The sequence below is a fragment of the Rhizobium sp. BR 315 genome (genome assembly GCF_050577975.1).
In the GTDB taxonomy this organism is placed as follows: domain Bacteria; phylum Pseudomonadota; class Alphaproteobacteria; order Rhizobiales; family Rhizobiaceae; genus Rhizobium; species Rhizobium miluonense.
On sequence record NZ_JARWKZ010000006.1, the window covers coordinates 85907 to 107894 of the forward strand.

Below are 21988 nucleotides of genomic sequence, written 5' to 3' on the forward strand. Positions count from 1 at the left end.
ACGGGAATCGGCTAAACCGCGTGGCATGCAGCTACGCTCCATGTTTGCCCGGAATTATCGTTCCCTGCGCTCGATCCGCATGGATCTCGCCAGCGTCAATCTGTTCATCGGCGAGAACGGTGTCGGCAAGTCCAACCTCTATCGCTCGCTGCAGCTCGTGCAGGCTGCCGTTCGCGGCAGGCTGGCGCATGAGATTTCCAGCGAGGGCGGTATGTTCTCAGCCATGTGGTCGGGCAAGCGGCGCTCGCATGAGTCGGCGCGCATCCGCTTCGACGTCGAGCTGCTCGACATGGAGCGGGCGGCGACCTTCCGTTACTCGATCGAGGCGGGTATGCGGCCGCCGCCTCCTGCAGCGGGCTTTCCGCTGGAGCCGCAGATCAAGACCGAGGAGCTTTCCGTCGAGGCTGGCCGTCGGCCGGTGACGATGATGAAGCGCGACGGCTCCGGTATTTCGGTGCGGGGAGAGAGCGGCCGCATGGAGCAGCACCGCGAGCAGGCTTTGACGTCTGAAACGGCGATCGCTCTGCTGGGTGATGCCGGGTATTATCCTGAGGTCGGCACCTTCCGGCGCGCCGTCGATGCCTGGCGCTTCTATCATGGCTTCCGTACCGATCGCGGCTCACCGTTGCGCGCGCCGTGCCTTGCGGTGACTTCTCCCATGCTGGACGAAGACGGCGCCAATATCGCCGCCGTCTTCGCCACTCTCGTGCATACGCGGGAAGATACCGTCGAGCTTGATCGGGTTCTTGCCGCAGCGCTCGGCGGGGCGCGGCTTGTCGTGCCGGAGCCGCAGGAAACGGCGGATTTCGGTCTGATGCTGCCGGAATTTCCCAACCGCGTCTTCCAGCCGCGCGAGCTGTCCGATGGCCAGATTCGCTTTCTTGGTCTTGCCGCAGCGCTGATGTCCTATCGCCTGCCGCCGCTGATCGCGCTTAACGAGCCGGAGGCGAGCCTGCATCCGGACATGTTGCCGCCACTTGCCGATATGATCGCGCAGGCGGCAAAGTCCAGCCAGATCTGGATCGTTACCCATTCGGAGGTTCTGGCGCAGGCGGTGCGTGAACGCTGCGGCGCAAAGCCACGCCGCGTGATCCGCGAAGACGGCTCCACCTGGATCGACGGCATGCGGCTGACCGGCGTGATCGACGATGACGATGAATAGCGACAATCCGGCAATGCGGGTTTTCTTTTGCGCTCGTCCGGGGCATGGTCTGGCGCAATGAGCAAAGATTCTTCCGATCTGTTCGGTGCGCTTTTCGAGGCGGCGCCCGCAAAACCTGTGATGAGCCGTACGGTTCCTGTTCTCGTGCCGATGCCGGCGCCGAGGGCCTATTCCTATGCCGTGCCTGAAGGCATGGCGGTGGAGCCGGGGTCGGTCGTGCAGGTACCGCTTGGGCCAAGGCAGGTTATCGGCGTCGTCTGGGATGGCGACGATGATGGCGGTGTCGATCCGAAGAAGCTTCGGCCGATCAGCCATGTCTTCGATTGCCCGCCGCTCGGCAAGCATATGCGCGATTTCATCGACTGGGTTGCCGGCTATACGCTGTCGCCGCCAGGGCTTGTGGCGCGCATGGCGCTCAGGGCGCCGGCTGCTTTCGATCCCGAACCGATGATCGAGGGATTGCGCTTCATCGGCGGGCAGCCGGAGCGGTTGACGCCAGCGCGCGCCAAGGTGATGGAGATTGCCGCAGACGGGCTGTCGTGGACGCGCATCGGCTTGGCGCATGCAGCCGGTGTGTCCACCAGCGTCGTCGACGGGCTGATCTCACAAGGCATTTTCGAGACCATCTTCCTGCCGCCGCCCCCCGTTGTCGCCAAGCCCGATCCCGAATTCATTCCCTCCCGGCTGGAAGGCCCGCAAAAGGATGCGGCCGACGAGATATTGGTGGACGTGCGCAAGGGCGAGTTCGCCGTTTCGCTGATTGATGGCGTCACCGGCTCCGGCAAGACGGAAGTCTATTTCGAGGCCATCGCCGAAACTTTGCGGCGCGGCAAGCAGGTGCTGATCCTCTTGCCGGAGATCGCGCTGACGGCAAGCTTTCTCGAACGCTTTCAGGATCGTTTCGGTGCCAAACCGGCCGAATGGCATTCGGATCTCCCGCCGCGCATGCGCGAGAAGGTTTGGCGTCAGGCCGTGACGGGCGAGGTGCGAGTCGTCGCCGGCGCGCGTTCGGCTCTCTTCCTTCCTTTCGAGGATCTCGGCCTGATCATCGTCGATGAAGAGCATGATCCTGCCTATAAGCAGGAAGACCGCGTCTATTATAATGCGCGCGATATGGCCGTGGTGCGCGGCCGCATCGGCGATTTCCCCGTCGTGCTGGTGTCAGCCACGCCTTCGGTCGAAAGCCAGGTCAACGGCCAAAGCGGGCGCTACACCACCATCCACCTGCCGACGCGCTTTGGCGATGCGGCACTTCCCGACCTGCATCTGATCGACATGCGACGGCACGCGCCGGAGCGCGGCGGCTTTCTCTCGCCGGTGCTGATCCGCGCGATCGGCAAGACGGTTGCCAAGGGCGAGCAGGCGCTATTGTTCCTCAACAGGCGCGGCTATGCTCCGCTGACGCTTTGCCGGGTTTGCGGCCACCGGTTCCAGTGCCCGCAATGTTCGAGCTGGCTGGTGGAGCACCGGTTTCGCGGCCAGATCCAGTGCCATCAATGCGGTTATGCCGAGCGCACGCCGGAAGCGTGCCCGGAATGCGGCACGCTCGATCATCTCGTTGCCTGCGGACCGGGCGTCGAGCGCATCGCCGAGGAGGTGGAGCGTCATTTCCCCGAAGCGCGGACCATCATGCTGTCTTCCGACATCATGGGCGGCGTCAAGCGGCTGAGACTGGAGCTCGATGCCATCGCCAAGGGCGAGGCCGACATCGTCATCGGCACGCAGCTCGTCGCCAAAGGACACAATTTTCCGCTGATGACGCTGGTCGGCATCGTCGACGCCGATCTCGGCCTTGCCAATGGCGATCCGCGTGCCGCCGAGCGGACGTTCCAGCTTCTGTCACAGGTGACGGGACGCGCCGGGCGAACCGGATTGAAGAGCCACGGGTTGCTGCAGACGTACCAGCCGCAGCATCCCGTGATGCAGGCGATCGTCTCCGGCGATGCCAGTGCTTTTTACGAACGCGAGATTTTGGAGCGTGAAAGAGCCATATTGCCGCCCTTCGGCCGGCTCGCCTCGATCATCGTCTCGGCCGATAGCAGGCAGGATGCGGAGACCCACGCGCGCGGCTTGCGCAACGCCGCGCCGCAAGTTTCGGGCATATCGGTGCTCGGCCCGGCAGAAGCGCCGATCGCGCTTGTACGCGGGCGGCATCGTTTCCGCTTGCTCGTGCACGGCCGGCGCAATTCCGACATGCAGGGCTTCCTTCGGGCCATGCTGGCGCAGTCACCGAAGGAGCGCGGCTCCGTGCAGGTGCAGCTCGATATAGATCCGCAAAGCTTTCTGTGAGAAACTATCAGGATACATAGACAGTAATCTGAACAGTTCTCGTTGCAGGGGGCATTATTGTCGAAGCTTTTATGCGTCGTCGCATCCGTCTGTTTGGCAGCATCGTCAGCTCAAGCGGAAATTCCTAACTTCTGCAAAAATAGTCCTATCTACAAGCCGGGCGAGCCGATCGACGGGCGCTTCATGGGCATCCCCTACGTCATCATGATGCACACCCTTGCGGAGAAGTATTGTGGAGCTGCCCATATCTCTATGAAAGAAAAGGTTCTCCGTACCATTCGGAAAGGGGGCTGTGGTCCAGACACTGAGATATACGCCAGCGTTGAGAGAGCAATCGCAGATGCCGAGGGTATGGATTTGCCGCGAATCGTAAACGATGGCAGAGCCAATCCAACCTTATCATCCAAAGCCGTCCGTCAGCGCGCAGCAGCGATGGCAAAGGATTTAGGGGGATGTTCAACGCTCTTAAAAGTACACGACGCTGTTGATTTGAGTGCAGATGGTAAATAGGGCGCTTTTCATTCCTTAAAGCATCGTGTCATAAGACGCCAAATCATTGACGATTTTAGGGGCGACCGATGGAGCTTTATTTTCCGACCGAATTCGGCGAACGGCTTGCCTACTGTTCGGCCGCCGTCTCAGCGTTGATCGGCCTCTTCCTGATGTTCGCGCCGGGCTATACTTATCGCATCCTCAAGCTTCAGGTGCGCGAAGGCCAAACCGAGGCCTATGGCGAGGCTCGCTCAGCGGGCGGCTTTATGCTCGGTTTCGGGTTGATGGCGATCCTTTTGGCGCAGCCGATGATCTACCTTGCCCTCGGCGCCTCCTTCGGCGTCGCGGCTTTCGGCCGCATCCTGTCGCTTATGTCTGATCGTGGCAGTATATTTTTGAGCCTTCTCCTTCTGGTTGTGCAGGCGGTTCTCGCTGCGCTACCTTTTCTCTATGGGCTTGGCTATATTTGAGCTGAAAACAGCTTTGGCGAGCCTTATTTGCCCGCGCTATCCCCATGCTTTTGAATTTTTGCCATCATAAATTCGCCCGAATGGCGCATTCGGCGAATACGCGTGTTGCGAGTCTCAATATCCTATGTTAGACGAACCCCGAATTTCGGATGAAGCGGGAGCGCACTCCTGCTGATTTCTGGGGGAAATCAAAACGAATTCAAGGGCATATGGCTTCCGTTATCCGGGAGTCGAGTTCTTGGGTTGAAATCAGGGAATTTTGTGCCCGTGGCAGACACATCCCAGCATGTTTCTGGCGTTGCAGAACGATATGCCTCGTCGCTGTTCGAGTTGGCCCTTGAAGAAGGCGTCGTGCCGGCAGTGACCGCCGATCTCGATCGGTTTCAAGCCATGCTCGACGAGAGCGACGATCTGAAGCGTTTCGTTCTCAGCCCGGTCTTTTCGGCCGATGAGCAGGTCGGCGCGATCCAGGCGCTGGCAACGAAGGCAGGCTTCGGCGCCTACGTCACCAATTTCTTGAAGCTTGTGGCCAGCAATCGGCGCCTCTTTGCGCTGCCGGGCATGATCAAGGCTTTCCATATCATCGCCGCTCAGCATCGCGGCGAGATTTCCGCCGAGGTCACCTCGGCGCATGCGCTCACTCAGGCGCAGGAAGATGAATTGAAGGCGGCGCTGAAGGGCGTCACCGGCAAGGACGTGGCAATTGCCGTCACGGTCGATCCGTCGATCCTCGGCGGTTTGATCGTCAAGGTCGGTTCGCGTCAGATCGATACGTCCCTTCGCACCAAACTCTCCACCCTTAAGCTTGCATTGAAAGAGGTCGGCTGATGGATATCCGCGCCGCGGAAATTTCCGCAATTCTGAAAGATCAGATCAAAAACTTCGGCAAGGAAGCTGAAGTCTCCGAAGTCGGCCAGGTTCTCTCCGTCGGTGACGGTATCGCCCGCGTCTACGGTCTGGACAACGTCCAGGCCGGCGAAATGGTCGAATTCCCCGGCGGCATTCGCGGTATGGCCCTGAACCTTGAAGCCGACAACGTCGGTGTGGTTATCTTCGGCTCTGACCGCGACATCAAGGAAGGCGACACCGTCAAGCGCACCGGCGCCATCGTCGACGTTCCGGTCGGTCCGGAACTGCTCGGCCGCGTCGTCGACGCGCTCGGCAACCCGATCGATGGCAAGGGCCCGATCAATGCGACCCGCCGTTCGCGCGTCGACGTCAAGGCTCCGGGTATCATCCCGCGCAAGTCGGTTCATGAGCCGATGTCGACCGGCCTCAAGGCCATCGACGCCCTGATCCCGGTTGGACGCGGCCAGCGCGAGCTCGTCATCGGCGACCGTCAGACCGGCAAAACCGCCATCATTCTCGACACGATCCTGAACCAGAAGGCCATCCACGATGCCGGCCCGGACAGTGAAAAGCTGTACTGCGTCTACGTCGCCGTCGGCCAGAAGCGTTCGACCGTCGCCCAGTTCGTCAAGGTGCTCGAAGAGCGCGGCGCATTGAAGTACTCGATCATCGTCGCCGCGACCGCTTCCGATCCGGCTCCGATGCAGTTCCTGGCACCGTTTGCCGGTTGCGCCATGGGCGAATACTTCCGTGACAACGCCATGCACGCCCTGATCGGTTACGACGACCTTTCGAAGCAGGCTGTTTCCTATCGCCAGATGTCACTTCTGCTGCGCCGCCCGCCGGGCCGCGAAGCTTACCCGGGCGACGTTTTCTACCTGCATTCGCGTCTCCTCGAGCGCGCTGCAAAGATGAACGACGATAAGGGCGCCGGTTCGCTGACGGCTCTTCCGGTCATCGAAACGCAGGGCAACGACGTTTCGGCCTTCATTCCGACCAACGTGATCTCGATCACCGACGGCCAGATCTTCCTCGAAACCGACCTGTTCTACCAGGGCATCCGTCCGGCCGTTAACGTCGGTCTGTCGGTTTCGCGCGTCGGTTCGTCCGCGCAGATCAAGGCGATGAAGCAGGTTGCCGGTTCGATCAAGGGCGAGCTCGCCCAGTATCGTGAAATGGCCGCCTTCGCCCAGTTCGGTTCCGACCTCGATGCCGCAACGCAGCGTCTGCTGAACCGCGGTTCGCGCCTGACGGAACTCCTGAAGCAGCCGCAGTTCTCGCCGCTGAAGACGGAAGAGCAGGTTGCTGTGATCTTCGCTGGCGTCAATGGCTACCTCGACAAGCTGCCCGTCAACCAGGTCGGTAAGTTCGAGCAAGGCTTCCTGTCGTACCTCCGCTCGGAAGGTAAGGAAATCCTCGACACCATCCGCACCGAAAAGGCTATCAGCGACGCGACGAAGAGCAAGCTCACCGCTGCTCTCGACAGCTTCGTCAAGTCTTTCACGTAATCGGGCTAAGCTCTAGGACGGACCAAGGATGCCTTCACTAAAGGATCTGAAAAACCGGATCGCCTCCGTCAAGGCGACGCAGAAGATCACCAAGGCGATGAAAATGGTCGCCGCGGCGAAGCTTCGGCGTGCGCAGGAGGCGGCCGAGGCCGCCCGGCCTTACTCGCAGCGCATGGCCGCTGTTCTGGCCAACATCTCGGCTGCCGTCAGCRWYGCTGACGGTGCGCCGTTGCTGATGACCGGAAGCGGCAAGAGCGATGTGCATCTGCTCGTCGTCTGCACGGCCGAACGCGGCCTTTGCGGCGGCTTCAATTCGCAGATCTCGCGTTTCGCTCGTGATCATGCCCGTAAGCTTCTGGCCGAAGGCAAGACGGTGAAGATCTTCACCGTCGGCAAGAAGGGCTATGACGTGCTTCGCCGCGAATACGCATCGCTGATCGTCGAGCGCAAGGAACTACGCGACGTCAAGCGCATCGGCTTCGACAATGCCGACGCCATCGGTAAGCGCGTCATCGAAATGTTCGAAGCTGGCGAATTCGACGTCTGCACGCTGTTCTATTCCGAATTCAAGTCGGTGATCAGCCAGGTGCCGACGGCGCAGCAGCTCATTCCGGCTTCGGCTCCCGCCGTCGTCGAAGAAGATGCGGCCCACAAGGGCGCCGTCTACGAATACGAGCCGGATGCGGCTTCGATCCTCGCGGACCTGATCCCGCGCAACATCTCCGTCCAGATCTTCCGCGCGTTGCTCGAAAACGTCGCCGGCGAGATGGGTGCCAAGATGAGCGCGATGGACAATGCGACGCGCAACGCTGGTGAGATGATCAACAAGCTGACGTTGAGCTACAACCGTCAGCGCCAGGCACAGATCACCAAGGAATTGATTGAAATCATTTCGGGCGCGGAAGCGCTCTGAGGTTAGGGAAAGAGGGTAAGAATATGGCTGACGCAGCTACCCCCGCAGGTTCTGTCGGTAAGGTTACGCAGGTTATCGGCGCCGTTGTGGACGTTGCTTTCGACGGCGAACTCCCGGCGATCCTGAACGCGCTTGAAACCGACAACAACGGCAATCGTCTGGTTCTCGAAGTCGCACAGCACCTCGGCGAAAACTCCGTTCGCACGATCGCCATGGACTCGACCGAAGGTCTGGTTCGCGGACAGCACGTCAAGGACACGGGCGCGCCGATCTCGGTTCCGGTCGGACATGAGACGCTGGGTCGTATCATGAACGTCATCGGCGAGCCGGTCGACGAAGCAGGTCCGCTGAACACTGCAAAGAAGCGCGCGATCCACCAGGATGCTCCGTCCTACGTCGAGCAGTCCACGGAAGCGCAGATCCTCGTCACCGGCATCAAGGTCGTCGACCTTCTCGCTCCTTACGCAAAGGGCGGCAAGATCGGCCTGTTCGGCGGCGCCGGCGTCGGCAAGACCGTTCTCATCATGGAGCTGATCAACAACGTCGCCAAGGCGCACGGTGGTTACTCGGTCTTCGCAGGCGTGGGTGAACGTACCCGCGAAGGCAACGACCTTTACCACGAAATGATCGAATCGGGCGTCAACAAGCATGGCGGCGGCGAAGGCTCCAAGGCTGCGCTTGTTTACGGCCAGATGAACGAACCGCCGGGTGCTCGCGCTCGTGTCGCTCTGACCGGTCTGACCGTTGCTGAAAACTTCCGCGATGAGGGCCAGGACGTTCTGTTCTTCGTCGACAACATCTTCCGCTTCACGCAGGCAGGCTCGGAAGTGTCGGCTCTGCTCGGCCGTATTCCTTCGGCCGTGGGCTATCAGCCGACGCTCGCCACAGACATGGGTCAGATGCAGGAACGCATCACCACGACGACGACGGGCTCGATCACTTCGGTTCAGGCCATTTACGTTCCCGCCGACGACTTGACCGACCCGGCGCCGGCTACCTCGTTCGCCCACCTGGACGCAACGACGGTTCTGTCGCGCTCGATCGCTGAAAAGGGCATCTACCCGGCTGTCGACCCGCTCGACTCCACCTCGCGCATGCTCGACCCGCTGGTCGTTGGCGAAGAGCACTACGAAATTGCTCGTAAGGTTCAGTCGACGCTGCAGCGCTACAAGGCCCTGCAGGACATCATCGCCATCCTGGGCATGGACGAACTTTCCGAAGACGACAAGCTGGCTGTTGCCCGCGCCCGCAAGATCGAGCGCTTCCTGTCGCAGCCGTTCTTCGTCGCCGAAGTCTTCACCGGCTCGCCGGGCAAGCTTGTTGCGCTCGAAGACACGATCAAGGGCTTCAAGGGCCTCGTCAACGGCGAATACGATCACCTGCCGGAAGCTGCCTTCTACATGGTTGGCTCGATCGACGAAGCGATCGAAAAGGCCAAGAAGCTGGCTGCCTAATCAGGCCAATCCATCGGCGCGCGGCATTGCCCGCGCGCCCTTGCCTTGCGAATAAGACAATCGAGAAGTGACGGGCCATGGCTGACAATTTCAATTTCGAACTGGTTTCTCCGGAGCGTCTGTTGCTGTCGGAACAGGTCATCGATGTCGTCATCCCCGCGACCGAAGGCGAGATGACCATCATGGCACATCACGCGCCGACCATGACCACCATCAAGCCGGGCCTCGTCAAGGTGCATTCGGCTTCGGGCAGCAAACAGGATTACGTCGTTTTCGGCGGCTTTGCCGATATCCTGCCGACCGGCTGCACGCTGCTTGCCGAATCCGCCGTTCCGGTTGAGGACATGAGCCGCGACGAGCTGGATCGCCGCATCAATGCCGCCAAGGCCGAACTCGAAGATGCGCTGCATCACGAGCACAAGTCGCGCCTGGAGCATTTCATCATGGAACTCTCGCATCTGCGCGGCTCGATCCCGCAGGATTGATGCGATCCAAAATCACCGAATGAAATAGAAGCGGTCCTATGGGCCGCTTTTTTGTTAGAAGACCCGGGCCATCCTCGTCTTTCGATAGGCTCAGGATGAGGATGGAGCGGATCCGGTCCTCAACACGGCTTGCCGCTCTTTGGCGGCAGTGTGAGAAGAGCAGCCCTCAAGGTGAGGTGGCGCGGCCGCACCTCGTTCGAATCGCCGACTCTCACGGCGGAGTCGGCAAGGATATTCCTCCCGAATTCGTATCAGACCTGTTGGCCCCGCAGCAGGAACCGGTGCAACTGGACCGCTTCGGCAGAGAGCGAGCGGAAGCGCGGCGCGCCGAGATAGTATCCGAAGCCGCTTTCCACGCGGTCGTTGCCGATCGTGACGAGCGCGCCAGACTGCAGATATTCCTCAATGAGGCCAAGGCTGCCGAGCGCTATGCCTTCGCTCCTGAGTGCGGCTTCCACCGCCATGATGTAGGTCGAAAAGGAAAGCCGCGGTCTCGGCAGCTTGCCCTTCAAAGGATCGCCGATGCGGCCGAACCATTGGCGGAAGCTGATCCAGTGGGCGTTAGCGCGTTCGTAATCAATGAGATCGAGCGCGGCGATATCGACTGCCGTCAGTGCCTGCGGGTCGAGGCCGCGGACCGCCAGGTAGTCCGGCGAGGCGATCGGCACCAGCACCTCTTTCATCAGCGGCGTCAGGCTCCAGCGCGGATGTTCGCCTGTGGAATAGATGATGATGAGATCGTTGTTCTCCGAGGCAAGTTCGGAATGGACGTCCGTCGTCAGCAGGCGCACGGAGATGCCCGGGCTCTCCTTGCCGAAATCCCTGAGCCTTTGCCCAAGCCAGAGATGCGAGATCGAACCGCTCGCCGCGATCGAGATGATTTCGCCCGTGCCTGTGCGAAAAGGCTCCAGGCTCTCCTCGAGATATTCGAGTGTAGCGCGCACGCGCTGGAACAGCCGCTCGCCATCCGGCGTCAGCGCCAGATTTCGGCCGCGCCGGGTAAAGAGCGTTGCGCCGAGATGATCCTCAAGCCCCTTGATGCGGCGGCTGACGGCGGCCTGGGTGATATTCAGCTCCCGGCCGGCACGGGAAAAGTTCATTGCGCGCGCGGCCGCGTCGAAAACGCGGAAGGCCTCCAGCGGTATTTTCTCTAGCATCGGCTCTCCATAACTTCAGATCATCAATATTCCCGATAATTGCCCGGATTTGAAGATCTGAAATTGTGATGCAGGATTGTGACATCATTTTCAGCCGCTTTTCCAAGGGGATCCCTCGTGTCCTTTTCCATTTCCGCCATTCCTGACATTCGCTTCGGTGAGAATGCGCTCTCCGGCCTTCCCGCGGCCGTCAAATCCTTCGATGGCGTTGGCACGGTTCTGCTCGTGATCGATGCCTTCCTGGCACAGTCGGGCCTTGCGGCCAGGATCAGTGGCGAGCTCGCCGAAGCGGGCGTGAAGACGCAGGTTTTTTCCGATTTTGCCGGTGAGCCGAAGCTTGCGCATCTGCATGCGGCGATAGCTGCGGGGCAGGGCGCCGATATGGTGATCGGCGTCGGCGGCGGCTCAGCGCTCGACATCGGCAAGATCGTCGCCTGCTGCATCGCTTCCGGCGAGGATCCGATGCATTACGCACTGGCGGCCAATCCGCTGCCCAAGAATCCGCTGAAGAAGATCATGGTGCCTACCACGGCCGGCACGGGTTCGGAGACATCGGCAACGAATATCTTCGCCGGGCCCGAAGCCAAGAAGCTCTGGATCTGGGGACCGGAGACGAAGGCCGATCTCGTCATTCTCGATCCGGCTCTGACGAAAACCTTGCCTGCCAACCTGACTGCATGGTGCGGCCTCGATGCCTTCATCCATGCCTTCGAGGCAGCCACGAACCGCAACACGCATCGCGGCGCGCAATTCTATGCGCATCAGGCGTTGCGGTTGATTACCGACGCCCTGGAGACGGCCGTCAAGCAGCCCGATGATATGGCGGCACGCGGCGATGTGCTACTGGGCTCCTGTTTCGCCGGCATTGCCATCGACAATTGCGGCACGGCGATCGCGCACAATGTCAGCCACGCATTGGCGGGCCTTGGCCCAGTCCATCATGGCCTCGCGACGGCGCTTGGCTTCGAAGCGACACTTGCCTGGCTGGTCGAGGCGGATACCGTCGACCTTAATGCGGCCGCGAAGGCATGCGGCGTCGAGAGTGCTGCTGAACTTCCTGCGTTCGTCTCCGGCTGGATGGATCGCTGCGGTATCACGCGCTCACTTCCCGCTGCTTTCAAGCCCTTCGATGATACCGATCTTGCTCGCGAGATGCGCGCAACTGAAAACCAGCCCATGCGGCGCTCGACGATCCGCGATGTGACGGATGCCGACATCGACCGCTTTGCCGCCGCCATCATGGCGTTGCCGAAAGGAATCTGAGATGACCAAGAACTATACGCGCGACTATTGGGAAAGCGTTCTCTCCTGCCTGAAGCCCGAAGGGCGTCACTTCATAAACGGCGCTCATCGCGCCGCCACTTCGGGCGAGACCTTCACCCGCATCCGGCCAATGGATGGCAAGCCTGGCGCCGAGCTCGCTCGCGGCAATGCTGCCGATATCGACGCAGCCGTTGCTTCCGCCCGCGCCGCGTTCGAAAGTGGTGTCTGGCGCCGGAAGGAGCCGCTGGAAAAGAAGAAGATCATGCTGAAATGGGCCGAGCTCATTCGTGCCCATGGCGATGAACTGGCCATGCTCGAGACGATCGATGTCGGCAAGCCGGTCATGGCGTCGCTGACGGTCGACGTGCGCCTCTGCGCCGACGGCATCCAGTTTTACGGCGAAATGATCGACAAGATGTATGACGAGATTGCGCCGACCGGCCCGAACGCTCGGGCACTGGTGCGCAAGGTGCCGCTCGGAGTGATTGGCGCGATCACGCCGTGGAACTATCCGATGATCATCGATGCGTGGAAGCTAGGACCGGCAATCGCCGCGGGCAATTCCGTGGTGCTGAAGCCGGCCGAGCAGTCCTCGCTTTCGGCGATCCGCCTTGCCGAACTTGCAGTCGAAGCGGGCTTGCCCGCTGGCGTCTTCAACGTGGTGACGGGCTATGGCGAAGAGACAGGCAAGCCGCTGGCACTGCACATGGATGTCGACATGATCGCCTTCACAGGCTCGACCGAAGTCGGCAAGCTGATCATGGGCTATGCGGCGCAATCGAACGTCAAGCGCGTGGCACTGGAGCTCGGCGGCAAGTCGCCGCTCGTCGTCTTCGAAGATGCCGATCTCGATGCAGCTGCCGTCGCTGCGGCCTGGGGCTGCTTCTATAATTCCGGCGAGACATGCCACGCTTCGACCCGTCTGATCGTGCAGCGTTCGGTACAGGACAAGCTGATCGAGAAAATCGAGGCGGTCACCCGCTCCGATATCGCGCTCAAGCATCCGCTCGACCCCTCGGCGCAGATCGGCGCCCTGATCGAGGAAGAGCACATGAACAAGGTGCTAGCGATGATCGCAGCCGGCGAGAAGGAAGGCGCGCGCCGTGCCTTCGGAGCCGAGCGCGTCTTGAGCGAAACCGGCGGCTACTACGTCTCGCCGGGCGTCTTCGTCGACATGACCAACGACATGAGCCTAGCGCGGCAGGAGATTTTCGGGCCCGTACTGGCTGCCATTCCCTTCGATACGGAGGATGATGCGCTGAGGATCGCCAACGACACGATTTACGGCCTTGCCGGTGCCGTCTTCACCAAGGATATGGACCGTGCTCACCGCTTTTCCGAAGAGATCCATGCGGGTACGGTGTGGATCAATACCTACGACATGTCGAACTTCGCGACACCGTTCGGCGGCTTCAAGCAGTCCGGTTTCGGCCGCGACCGTTCGGTGCATGCGATCGATAAATATTGCGATTACAAGACGATCTGGCAGCAGTTCGGTTGAGGATTGAAATCGGCATGATCTCTTTCGAGGGATCATGCCCGGAGGATAAAGGGGAGCCATAATGAGCAAGATCGTTTCCATCGAAATCACCCATCACCGCCTGCCGCTCGATCCGGCGTTCAAGGCGAGCTGGGATGGCCGTCCGCGCCGGCATTTCGATGCGACCATCGTGCGCGTCAGGGATGATGAGGGCCGGGAAGGCATCGGCTCCGGCGATCTCATGAAGGGCTTCGAGGGCCATGAAGACCTGTTCATCGGGCAGGACCCACGGCACCTCGAGCGCCATTATGAAGTCCTGTCGCATATCAACTTCCACTATGGCCGCTGCTGGCCCATGGACCTGGCGCTGTGGGACCTCTCCGGCAAGATTACCGGCGAACCGGTGTGGCGGATGCTCGGCGGGCGTGCCAGCCGCGTGCGGCTCTACGCGTCTTCCGGTGTGCTGCGCGAACCCTCGGCCATGGCCGATCAGGCCGAACGCTATATCGACGAAGGCTTCCCGGCCATGAAGGTGCGCTTCTCCTCGTCTTCGGGCGGCCGTGGCGGCTGGCGCGAGGACGTCAAGGCGCTGGAAGCGATTAGGGCCCGCGTCGGCGACCGGCTTGAGCTCATGGTCGACTGCAATCAGGGTTGGCGCATGCCCTGGGATACGACCTTGCCCTGGACCTTCAAGGACGCGCTGGCCGTTGCCAAGGAGTTGGAACGGCTCGGCGTCTACTGGATGGAAGAGCCGCTTTATCGCTCCGACCGCAAGGGCATGAAGGAATTGAAGCAGGCAACGTCGGTCAGGATCGCCGGCGGTGAGATGACGCGCGAACTCTACGAGTTTCGCGACATCATCGAAGAGCGTGCCTTGGATGTCATCCAGCCTGATGTTGCGCTTGTCGGCGGTATTACGGGTTGCCGGCGATTGGTCTATCAGGCCCGCGAGGCGGGCGTGCAGTTCACGCCGCATTCCTGGACGAACGGCATCGGTGTGTTGGCCAATGCGCATCTGACTGCCGGCGTCGGCGATGCCGCATGGCTCGAATACCCCTACGACAATCCGGAGTGGAGCGAGGCCCGCCGCGACTATCCGATGGCGTCCCCGCTCAAGCACGATGCCGGCTGGCTGGATCTGGGCATTGCCCCGGGGCTCGGCATCGTTCTCGACGAGGAGCGCTTGAAGGCGACGCGCATTTAAGGGAACCTGCGCCCGCGTTATCCTTTACCGGCCCGTCATGCGATGGCGGGTCGTGTCATTCTGTTTTCCCTGGTGCGAGCCCATCGCATGACGGGGCGTTCGAGCAGCACATAGCTCAGTGTGCCGATGGCAAAGATGATGGCGGTCGCGACGAGGCTCGAGGTGATCCAGCCACCCAGCACGTCATCCGAGCCGGTGCCGAAGGTCCAGGGCATGAGCTTCTGCATCATTGTCAGAACGATGTCCTGCCAGACATAGACACCGAAGGAGACGGTGGCGATATAACGGCTGAGGCTGTTGTCCAGCAGCCTTGCCAGTAGTCGCGACTGCGGGAGTGTGCAGAGGGCGGCGGCGACGGCCAGAGGCAACAGCGGAAATTGATAGGGAATGCCGAGCCACGCATAGCCTTCTCCCGGACCGCCGATGGATTGCGGCAACTGCCATGCTCCCATGACGATCGCGAGCGCCCCAATGATGTCGTAGATCACGGAGCGGCGCGCGGGAACTATGGTCTGGACTCCGGCGGCCAATACGCCGATCGCGAAAATCGCGAAGAAGCCAATCGGGTTGTAGCGTGGCATCCATTCCTTGGCACCGCCCTGGAAGCTATATTGCCATCCCCGCCCGGCGCTGTCTGTCGGGAGATAGGTAACGACCAGCCAGTGGCCAACCAGCGATATTGCGATGATACCGATCCAGAGCAGGCGGTTGACGAAGACGGAGCGTGATCTCACTTTGGCATTGAACAGCACCATGAAACCGACCGGCAAGAGAACATAGCAAGTCGTCTCGAGGGGGATCGACCATAGGGGACCATCGCCCTGCACCGGGAAAAAGGTGCGCCAATGCCATTGGCTCATCAGGAAGAAGCCGGCGATGTAGCGGCCGACCAGTTCTGCGTCGAGCGGAAAGCCATAGACCGTGAAGCTGATCGCGAAACCGACTGTCAGGGCGAACCAGAAGCCCGGCAGGATACGTGCCGCGCGGCGCATGGCGTAGATCCTCAGTGACGGTAACGGCTGGGCTCTATCCAGCGCCTGCCAGAAGGGGCGCGAGAGAAGAAAGCCGCTGAGAACGAAGAAGACCGAGACGCCGTGATTACCGAAGCGCGCGATTATGAAGGTCATGTCCAGAGCTGGGGGAATTTTGTAGAAATTCATTCGAAGAACGAGATGATGCACAAGCACCATCAGACATGCGACGGCGCGCATGAAATCCGCTCCTCCCAGGCGCTTGTCGTTGTCCATCCCTGCACCGCTGCAACTGCCTCTCTATTGGGTTAGGTCATCGCGGCGATTTCGGCAAGACAGATCCTTGAAAGCATGACGCCCGAACCTTTGTGCGAGGTCCGGGCGTCAAGCCGGTCTTTCGCACCTGCCAGAAACGAAAGACCGGATTCTTATCTTGCGGAAAAGGGTCAGGCCGCGATCGAGCGATAAGGGCGCATGGCGCGGGCCGGTTTCAGCGCGGCGCTCCACCAATTCAGTCGCGCGATCAATCGAACCAGCGACTGACGCGCCTCGATCGGATTTGCAAGCGTGCCGTCTTCGGCAAACCTGCCCCAGGGATTGGCGAAACTGACCGTGTCGCGCACCGTCACGGCGTGCAGCTCGGAAAAGACCAGCCGCAATTGCTCGACGGCGCGCAAGCCGCCGGAGATGCCGCCATAGGAAACGAAAGCGACCGGTTTGCCGTGCCACGGCTCATAGACGAGATCGAGCACGAATTTCAGCGAGGCCGTGAAGCTGTGATTATATTCTGGCGTGACGATGATGAAGGCATCTGCGTCCGAAAGCCGAGCGGAAAGGGCGGTGACGCCAGCGTGCTCGCGATCATGCTGGAATGGCAGATCGAATGCGAGGGGATCGATCACGTCGATCTCGATGAGGGGGTAGTGCACCAGCTCTCGGGCGACCCAATTGACAACCCGATCGCATAAGCGGCCTGGGCGGGTACTGCCATAAACGATTGCCAGCCGGGTCGATTCTGTCATGCCTTGCTCCTGCTTTACGTGGTTTGGAGCTGGGTTTATAGAACCTCAAGTGTGGTTGAGGTCAATAGAGCAAATGGCAAAAATCGAGTCCGGTCAGTTTTCCAAACTGCTGACGGTCGGTGAGGTGGCGGCGCGAAGCGGTATGGCCGTTTCGGCGCTGCATTTTTACGAGGCGAAAGGGCTGATCGAGAGCCAGCGCAGCCGTGGCAACCAACGGCGCTATCCCCGTGAGGTGCTGCGCCGTGTGGCGATCATCAAGGTGGCGCAAAGAGTTGGCATTCCGCTTGCGGAGGTTCAAGCGGCTCTGCAATCGCTGCCGCAGGGGCGCACGCCGTCGGCTGCTGATTGGAAAGTGCTGTCAGCCCGCTGGAAGGACGATCTTGATGCCCGGATCCGACGCCTGCAGGGGCTGCGCGATCAGCTCGACGGCTGCATCGGTTGCGGCTGCCTCTCGATGGACAGCTGCCCGTTGCGAAACCCCTGGGACAGGCTTTCCGAAGAAGGTGCAGGCCCCCGCTTGCTCGATCCCGAAGATTGAGCCGAAAGCTTTATGCGTGAACGCGGCTGCCGGCCATGTAATCGTCAAGCGCGGCGGCTTCTTCTTTCGACAGATAGAGGCCCTTCTTGGAGCGGCGCCAGAGAATGTCAGCGGCGGTGTAGGCCCATTCGTGTTCGATCAGATATCGCACCTCTGCCTCGTAGAGGTCGCTTCCGAAGCAGCGGCCGAGATCGGCAATCGCCTTCGCATCGCCAAGGATCATTGCTGCCCGTGTCCCGTAGCGGCGAACGAGGCGGCGGGCATGCGAATCGGTCAGGAACGGACAGCGTGATTTCAGCTTCGAGACTTCCGCCTCATAGCCGCGAACCGGAAAGTCGCCGCCCGGCAGCGAACTCTTGGCCGTCCAGGGCGTGCCTTTCAGGCCGATGGCTTCGCCGATCTTCTCCAGCGCGTGTTCGCCCAGGCGGCGATAGGTGGTGAGCTTGCCGCCGAAGACATTGAGCAGCGGCGCCTGGCCCTCTTCGCCTTCGACCTTCAATACGTAATCGCGCGTTGCCTCCTGCGCCTTCGAGGCGCCGTCGTCATAAAGCGGGCGCACGGCCGAATAGGTCCAAACGATATCCTCCGGCCGCACCGGCTCCTTGAAATATTCGCTGGCGGCGTTGCAGAGATAGGTGGTTTCCTCGTCGCTGATCTTCACATCCTTCGGATCGTCGTTGTAGTCGCGATCCGTGGTACCGATGAGGGTAAAATCCTGCTCATAGGGAATGGCGAAGATGATGCGGTTGTCCGGGTTCTGGAAGAAATAGGCGCGGGGGTCGTCGAACTTCTTGCGTACGATGATGTGGCTGCCCTGGACCAGGCGGACATTGTGCACCTGGTTCTTGCCGAAGGCGTCGGAGAGAACGTGATCCACCCAGGGGCCTGCGGCGTTGACCAGCATGCGCGACCGGAACAGGCGCTTCTCGCCGCTAATGGTGTTTTCCGTTTCGATTGCCCAGACGGTGCCTTCACGCCGAGCGGAAATCACTTTCGTTCGCGGCATGATCGTCGCGCCACGATCGGCGGCGTCGCGCGCGTTCAGCACCACCATGCGGGCGTCGTCGACCCAGCCGTCGGAGTATTCGAACGCTTTGGTGAAAAGCGCCTTCAGCGGCTTGCCGGCTGGATCCCTTTTCATGTCCAGCGTCGCCGTCGGCGGTAGCAGCTTTCGCCCGCCGAGGTGATCGTAGAGGAAGAGGCCGAGACGGATGAGCCAGGCCGGCCGGATGCCGCCCTTGTGGTAGGGCAACACAAAGCGCATCGGCCAGATGATGTGCGGCGCCATGGCCCATAGCACTTCGCGCTCCATCAGGGATTCGCGCACGAGGCGGAATTCGTAGTGTTCGAGATAGCGCAAGCCGCCATGAATGAGTTTGGTGGCGCCGGATGACGTGCCGGAGGCGAAGTCGTTCATTTCGGCAAGTGCGACCTTATAGCCACGCCCGGTGGCGTCACGGGCGATGCCGCATCCATTGATGCCGCCGCCGATCACGAAAATGTCGTAGACCTGTTCGCTCACTCGCCCCTCCGCAAAGGCCAGCCATCTCTTGAAGATGGAAAATCGAAAGATAATCCATCTAAAACGAAACAGATACGAATGTCAAACGAAGGTTTCGTGACCGAAACCGCGCCAATCAGATTGGCCGGCGGGAGGTTTCCACGAGGCGCACACCATGTTCGGCTGCGATGGCGCGCACGGATTCGATGTTGCATTCGTCTGTGACGAAGGTGTGAACCTGCGAGAGATGGCCGATCCGCACCGGGGCGGTGCGTTCGAACTTGGTACCGTCGGCGACGAGGATGACATGCCGGGCATTGGCGATGATGGCTTGCGCCACTTTCACTTCGCGAAAATCGAAATCGAGAAGCGCGCCATCGGTATCGATTGCCGATGCGCCGATCACGGCATAGTCAACCTTGAACTGCCGGATGAAATCGACGGCCGCTTCGCCGACGATACCGCCATCGGAGCCGCGCACGACACCGCCGGCAATGACGACCTCGATCGACGGGAAAATGCGCAACTTATTGGCGACGTTGATATTATTGGTAATCACCATCAATTCGTGGTGCCCGAGCAGCGCCTCGCCGACGGCTTCCGTCGTCGTGCCGATATTGATGAAGAGCGAGCTGTTGTTGGGGATCAGGCCGGCAGCAGCCCGGCCGATTGCCTGCTTTTCGGGTGCGGCGATCGACCGGCGCGCCTCATACTTCACATTCTCGGTGCCGCCGGGGAAAATCGCGCCGCCATGCACGCGCGACAGCACGCGGCCGTCGCAGAGGTCGTTCAGATCCTTGCGGATGGTCTGCGGCGTGACCGAAAAGCGCGCCGCCAATTCTTCAACCAGCACGCGCCCTTCCGCCTTGGCGATTTCGAGGATTTCGGTCTGGCGTCCGGACAGGAACATGGCTTTCGCTCCCCTTCTTTCGTTTTTTTGTCATCATATGGTAAAGTGAAAATTCCGCAATTACCGGCGCGCGAATAGTGCGATTGGGGAGGTTATCGTGTTTCATCCGAAGCTATTCGAAAATCGCAACGTCGTGGTCACCGGCGCCGGCCGAGGCATCGGACTGGAAGTCGCGAGGCAGTTTCTCGATTGCGGTGCCCATGTTCTCGTCCATATCGGTCGCGACTCAGATCGCGAGCTGCCGGATTATCTGATGGAAGCGGCGGCGGATCGCCGCGCCTTCCTCATCGCGGGTGATTTCTCCGCCGGCCATGGTGTACGCAATTTCGTCACTGCCGCGGGCGAACGCTTCGATCGAGTCGATGTGCTGGTCAACAATGCCGGCACCATGGTTGGCCGCTTTCCTGCCGGCGAGTTGACGGACGAGCAGTATGAGAAGATCGTTCATCTCAACCAGACGTCCGTCATGGAAGTAACACGGGGATTGTTGCCGCTGCTGCGGGCAGCGGGAGAGGCCGCGATCGTCAATACCGTGTCGATTTCCGCGCTGACCGGCGGCAGCCCCGGCTCCGCCATCTATTCCGCATCGAAGGCCTTCGTCGCAACCTATTCGAAAGCACTGGCGCGGGAGCTGGCGCCCGACGGCATTCGGGTGAATTGTGTTTCGCCCGGCACGATATCGACCGACTTCCACGAGCGCTATTCGTCCAGGGAAAAGCTGGAGCAGACGCGCAAATCCATCCCGCTTCAGCGCCTGGGAACGCCCGGAGACTGCGCTCCAGCCTACCTTTTTCTCGCCGCGCCGACGCTCTCCGGTTACATTACCGGGCAAGTGATCGAGATCAATGGCGGCCAGCTTATATGCTGAAAAGTCGGACCTTTTTTGGTTTTCGGGTCTTTTTTAAATCAACGTAGGGTTTGATGATATTATAAGCATATCTCTATGTGAGTTCTCACTAGAGGCAGTGATATGTCGTCGTCTCCACTGCAAGGTGGTGCTGCGGAGCACAATGTCGAGGAAATGACAGAGAAGGCGCGCAAGGCGAGCGCTTTGCTGAAGGCTCTCTCGCATGAAACCCGGCTGGCTATTCTTTTCATGCTGGCCAAGCGTGAAAAGACCGTGATGGAGCTCGAAGCGCTTCTCGACCTGCCGCAGGCGGTGGTTTCACAGCATCTGGCGCGTCTTCGCCTGGACAAGCTCGTCGATACGCGTCGCGAGGGGCGGCTCATTCACTATGCGGTTGCAAGCTCGGAAATCTGTTCTGTGGTCGATGCGCTGCGGGAGGCTTTCTGTCCGGCGATTGTTGAGGCTTGAAGCAGGTTTGCATGTTGCGCTCGCAAAGTTGCCGGTCTAACTCTTTCGTGTCGGGAGAGTAGCATGATCGATAAGCTGGAATTCTTCATCGCGCTTGCGAATCAGAAGCATTTTGGCCGCGCCGCCGAGGAATGTGGCGTGACGCAGCCGACATTGTCGGCCGCCATCAGGCAATTGGAAGATCAGCTCGGCGTCATGCTCGTCAGCCGCGGTTCGCGCTTCCAGGGGCTGACGCCGGAAGGGCAGCGCGTGCTGGAATGGGCCAGGCGCATCGTTGGCGACAGCCGGACGATGCGCGAGGAGATGCGGGCGGCCCGCAAGGGCCTTGCCGGCCACATCCGGATCGCTGCCATTCCGACGGCGCTTGCCATGGTGCAGAAGATCACCACGCCTTTCCAGGAACGGCATCCGGACGTCACCTTTTCCATTTTATCACGCAACTCGCTCCAGGTTCTGAGCCTGCTCGAAAATCTCGAGATCGATGCCGGCATTACCTATCTGGAAAACGAGCCGCTCGGCCGCGTCACCAGCGTACCGCTCTATGCCGAACGCTACCACCTCATCACCGCAGCAGGCAGCCCGCTCTCGGAGCGTGCGAGCGTGACCTGGAAGGAAGTCGGCGCTCTTCGGCTTTGCCTATTAACGGCGGACATGCAAAATCGCCGAATCATCAACCGGCATCTGGCCGAAGCCGAGGTCGTCGCAAAGCCGACGCTCGAATCCAATTCGATGATCGTGCTGTTTTCTCACGTCCAGACCGGCCGCTGGGCGAGCATTATGCCGAAGAATATTGCCGATTCCTTCGGTTTTCCGGCAGATATCCGCAAGATTCCCATTACGGAGCCGGATGCCGAGCATCTGGTCGGGCTGGTTGCCACGCACCGCGAGCCCTTCACGCCGCTCGTCTCCGCCCTGCTGCATGAGGCACGATTGCTTGCGGAAGGCGCTCATGCTTGATAGAAATTTTCTATCAAGCGACGGGACTGCCTTATTGATCCTTTGCCT

The 21988-nt window shown here is 60.6% G+C and carries 21 protein-coding genes; 16 read left to right on the forward strand and 5 right to left on the reverse strand.

Annotated features, from left to right (window positions below; all coding sequences use genetic code 11):
* Window positions 1-25 precede the first annotated feature (25 nt).
* The 9 genes from QD409_RS09495 (at window position 26) to QD409_RS09535 (ending at window position 9622) form a co-directional block, all read left to right on the forward strand.
* Window positions 26-1162, forward strand: a complete 1137-nt coding sequence (locus tag QD409_RS09495) for an AAA family ATPase (protein ID WP_430762525.1) — start codon at window positions 26-28, stop codon at window positions 1160-1162.
* A gap of 57 nt (window positions 1163-1219) precedes the next feature.
* A complete protein-coding gene (locus QD409_RS09500; protein WP_430762526.1) occupies window positions 1220-3451 on the forward strand; it encodes a primosomal protein N' in 2232 nt (743 codons plus the stop codon).
* Window positions 3452-3508: 57 nt separating this feature from the next.
* A complete protein-coding gene (locus QD409_RS09505) occupies window positions 3509-3961 on the forward strand; it encodes a hypothetical protein (protein ID WP_430762527.1) in 453 nt (150 codons plus the stop codon).
* A gap of 68 nt (window positions 3962-4029) precedes the next feature.
* Complete coding sequence (locus tag QD409_RS09510) at window positions 4030-4413, forward strand: DUF4345 family protein (protein ID WP_430762528.1); 384 nt, start codon at window positions 4030-4032, stop codon at window positions 4411-4413.
* A 261-nt stretch (window positions 4414-4674) separates the two neighbouring features.
* Window positions 4675-5241, forward strand: coding sequence for a F0F1 ATP synthase subunit delta (locus tag QD409_RS09515; RefSeq protein WP_430762529.1), 567 nt, complete (start codon window positions 4675-4677; stop codon window positions 5239-5241).
* Window positions 5241-6770, forward strand: a complete 1530-nt coding sequence (gene atpA / locus QD409_RS09520; RefSeq protein WP_092849793.1) for a F0F1 ATP synthase subunit alpha — start codon at window positions 5241-5243, stop codon at window positions 6768-6770. The genes QD409_RS09515 and atpA overlap by 1 nt, the downstream gene beginning before the upstream one ends.
* A gap of 28 nt (window positions 6771-6798) precedes the next feature.
* Complete coding sequence (locus QD409_RS09525) at window positions 6799-7683, forward strand: F0F1 ATP synthase subunit gamma (protein WP_430762530.1); 885 nt, start codon at window positions 6799-6801, stop codon at window positions 7681-7683.
* A gap of 23 nt (window positions 7684-7706) precedes the next feature.
* The gene (gene atpD / locus QD409_RS09530; protein WP_092849798.1) at window positions 7707-9137 is read left to right on the forward strand and encodes a F0F1 ATP synthase subunit beta; all 1431 of its coding nucleotides are present in this window, start codon (window positions 7707-7709) and stop codon (window positions 9135-9137) included.
* A 77-nt stretch (window positions 9138-9214) separates the two neighbouring features.
* Window positions 9215-9622: a F0F1 ATP synthase subunit epsilon gene (locus tag QD409_RS09535; RefSeq protein WP_092849805.1), complete on the forward strand. Its 408-nt coding sequence runs from the start codon at window positions 9215-9217 to the stop codon at window positions 9620-9622.
* 251 nt (window positions 9623-9873) lie between these two features.
* Here QD409_RS09535 and QD409_RS09540 read toward each other — a convergent pair whose 3' ends face one another.
* Window positions 9874-10779 (reverse strand): LysR substrate-binding domain-containing protein, encoded by a 906-nt coding sequence (locus tag QD409_RS09540; RefSeq protein ID WP_430762531.1) that lies wholly within the window; start codon window positions 10777-10779, stop codon window positions 9874-9876.
* Between the two features lie 117 nt (window positions 10780-10896).
* Between QD409_RS09540 and QD409_RS09545 the strand changes: the two genes are divergently transcribed.
* The 3 genes from QD409_RS09545 to QD409_RS09555 all read left to right on the forward strand — a co-directional run bounded on the left by QD409_RS09545 (window position 10897) and on the right by QD409_RS09555 (window position 14726).
* The gene (locus QD409_RS09545) at window positions 10897-12042 is read left to right on the forward strand and encodes an iron-containing alcohol dehydrogenase (protein ID WP_430762532.1); all 1146 of its coding nucleotides are present in this window, start codon (window positions 10897-10899) and stop codon (window positions 12040-12042) included.
* Between the two features lies 1 nt (window position 12043).
* Window positions 12044-13543, forward strand: coding sequence for an aldehyde dehydrogenase (locus tag QD409_RS09550; protein WP_430762533.1), 1500 nt, complete (start codon window positions 12044-12046; stop codon window positions 13541-13543).
* A 61-nt stretch (window positions 13544-13604) separates the two neighbouring features.
* Window positions 13605-14726: a mandelate racemase/muconate lactonizing enzyme family protein gene (locus QD409_RS09555; protein ID WP_430762534.1), complete on the forward strand. Its 1122-nt coding sequence runs from the start codon at window positions 13605-13607 to the stop codon at window positions 14724-14726.
* A gap of 35 nt (window positions 14727-14761) precedes the next feature.
* Here QD409_RS09555 and QD409_RS09560 read toward each other — a convergent pair whose 3' ends face one another.
* Both QD409_RS09560 and QD409_RS09565 read right to left on the reverse strand, forming a co-directional pair.
* Complete coding sequence (locus QD409_RS09560; protein WP_430762535.1) at window positions 14762-15973, reverse strand: acyltransferase family protein; 1212 nt, start codon at window positions 15971-15973, stop codon at window positions 14762-14764.
* Window positions 15974-16143: 170 nt separating this feature from the next.
* A complete protein-coding gene (locus QD409_RS09565) occupies window positions 16144-16719 on the reverse strand; it encodes an NADPH-dependent FMN reductase (protein ID WP_430762536.1) in 576 nt (191 codons plus the stop codon).
* 73 nt (window positions 16720-16792) lie between these two features.
* Here QD409_RS09565 and soxR point away from each other — a divergent pair, with 73 nt between their 5' ends.
* The gene (gene soxR / locus QD409_RS09570; protein ID WP_430762537.1) at window positions 16793-17257 is read left to right on the forward strand and encodes a redox-sensitive transcriptional activator SoxR; all 465 of its coding nucleotides are present in this window, start codon (window positions 16793-16795) and stop codon (window positions 17255-17257) included.
* Window positions 17258-17267: 10 nt separating this feature from the next.
* On the opposite strand, the gene glpD is transcribed toward soxR, so the two are convergent.
* Window positions 17268-18779: a glycerol-3-phosphate dehydrogenase gene (glpD, locus tag QD409_RS09575; RefSeq protein ID WP_430762538.1), complete on the reverse strand. Its 1512-nt coding sequence runs from the start codon at window positions 18777-18779 to the stop codon at window positions 17268-17270.
* A 115-nt stretch (window positions 18780-18894) separates the two neighbouring features.
* Complete coding sequence (locus tag QD409_RS09580) at window positions 18895-19668, reverse strand: DeoR/GlpR family DNA-binding transcription regulator (RefSeq protein WP_430762539.1); 774 nt, start codon at window positions 19666-19668, stop codon at window positions 18895-18897.
* A gap of 97 nt (window positions 19669-19765) precedes the next feature.
* Between QD409_RS09580 and QD409_RS09585 the strand changes: the two genes are divergently transcribed.
* The 3 genes from QD409_RS09585 (at window position 19766) to QD409_RS09595 (ending at window position 21940) form a co-directional block, all read left to right on the forward strand.
* Window positions 19766-20536, forward strand: a complete 771-nt coding sequence (locus tag QD409_RS09585) for an SDR family NAD(P)-dependent oxidoreductase (protein WP_092849876.1) — start codon at window positions 19766-19768, stop codon at window positions 20534-20536.
* Between the two features lie 102 nt (window positions 20537-20638).
* On the forward strand, window positions 20639-20983 hold the full coding sequence (locus QD409_RS09590; protein ID WP_092849882.1) for an ArsR/SmtB family transcription factor: 345 nt from the start codon (window positions 20639-20641) through the stop codon (window positions 20981-20983).
* Between the two features lie 63 nt (window positions 20984-21046).
* Window positions 21047-21940, forward strand: a complete 894-nt coding sequence (locus tag QD409_RS09595; protein WP_092849890.1) for a LysR family transcriptional regulator — start codon at window positions 21047-21049, stop codon at window positions 21938-21940.
* The last annotated feature ends 48 nt before the right edge of the window (window positions 21941-21988 follow it).